Raw genomic sequence first — 1,433 nt, 5'->3', positions numbered from 1 at the left:
AATGGACTGTTGAATAGGTTGCTGAATCATAAACAGGTCTCGATGATGTTGCATAAAAGTACATGGCATGTTCGACCCATCCAGTGATGTAAAAGTTCCCGGGTTATGTTTTCTTCTTAATGCAAAAAACTGACTTCACTGATGATGCCCTGCGCAAGTACTTTCAGGGACTTTGGTTAAATTTGGTGCAGTCCATCGATGTAAAGATCAGCCTGCTTTTATCCCGGTATTCTTACGTAAGTAGTTAACCAAATGGAGTCAATATTCGTTCTTGATTTTCTCAAATCTTTGCCCAGCCTATTCAATACAGTTCAAATAGTTCATTTTTCATGCATTAAAGCACTGCTTTTTTCTTCAAGTGCGAAACAAAAATGGGAGTATTGCTCATTATCCGGTCACTTTTTCATACGCCAAACAGCGCTTATAATTCCCCCCATTCACTATAAGGAATGCCAGACGGGATGAAATATCTGATCGTCGGTCCCTCATGGGTGGGGGACATGGTAATGGCACAAACGCTGTTCATTGCCCTGAAACAACAACACCCCGATGCCATCATCGATGTACTCGCTCCCGCCTGGAGCCTGCCGATCATTGAGCGCATGCCTGAAGTTCGCCGGGGTATTGATATGCCCCTGGGGCATGGCAAGCTGGGGCTCAAGGCCCGCTATCAGATGGGCAAAAGCCTGAGGGCGGCAGGCTACACCCACGCCATCGCGTTACCCAACTCGTTCAAATCGGCGCTGGTTCCCTTCTGGGCAAAGATCAAACACCGTATCGGCTGGCGGGGGGAGATGCGCTTTGGGCTCCTGAACGACATTCGCAGTCTGGATAAAAGCCAATACCCCCTCATGGTGGCGCGATTTGTCGCCCTGGCCTATCCGGAGGGTGCTGCACTGCCAGAGCCCCTGCCGATTCCGGCACTGCAGGTAAACGATAAAACCCTCGGCAAAGTCCTGCGCCGCTATGACCTGCATACCGATATACCCATTCTGGCCCTGTGCCCCGGAGCGGAGTTTGGCCCCTCCAAGCAGTGGCCAGCCGGTTACTACACTGAAGTGGCCCGATCCCTGTCTGAACAGGGGTGGCAAGTTTGGCTGTTTGGCTCAGCCAAAGATAAAGCGGTCACCGCTGCCATAAAAAGCGGCCTGCCGGATGCATTGCAGCACCACTGCCATAACCTGGCCGGGATAACGACGCTGGCGGATGCCATCGACCTGCTCTCCCTTGCCAGCGCAGTGGTCAGTAATGACTCAGGTCTGATGCATATAGCGGCGGCGCTGAATCGCCCCCTGGTGGCGGTGTACGGGTCAACGTCGCCCGACCATACGCCGCCCATGAACACCAACAGTGAAACCCTGTCAATGCAGCTCGATTGCAGCCCCTGCTTCAAAAGGGAGTGCCCCCTCGGGCATATGAACTGCATGAAGCTG

The 1,433-nt window shown here is 52.6% G+C and carries 1 protein-coding gene; it reads left to right on the top strand.

All coding sequences use genetic code 11. From position 1 onward, the window contains the following. Positions 1-461: 461 nt before the first annotated feature. Positions 462-1,433 (top strand): lipopolysaccharide heptosyltransferase II (gene waaF, locus KDK14_RS00340; protein WP_257263025.1); only part of this gene is annotated, 972 nt, incomplete at its 3' end.

Source organism: Endozoicomonas sp. ONNA2, from assembly GCF_024606365.1.
GTDB lineage: Bacteria > Pseudomonadota > Gammaproteobacteria > Pseudomonadales > Endozoicomonadaceae > Endozoicomonas.
Note: the sequence above shows the minus strand (reverse complement) of the source record. Positions and strands in the feature narration are given on the sequence as shown.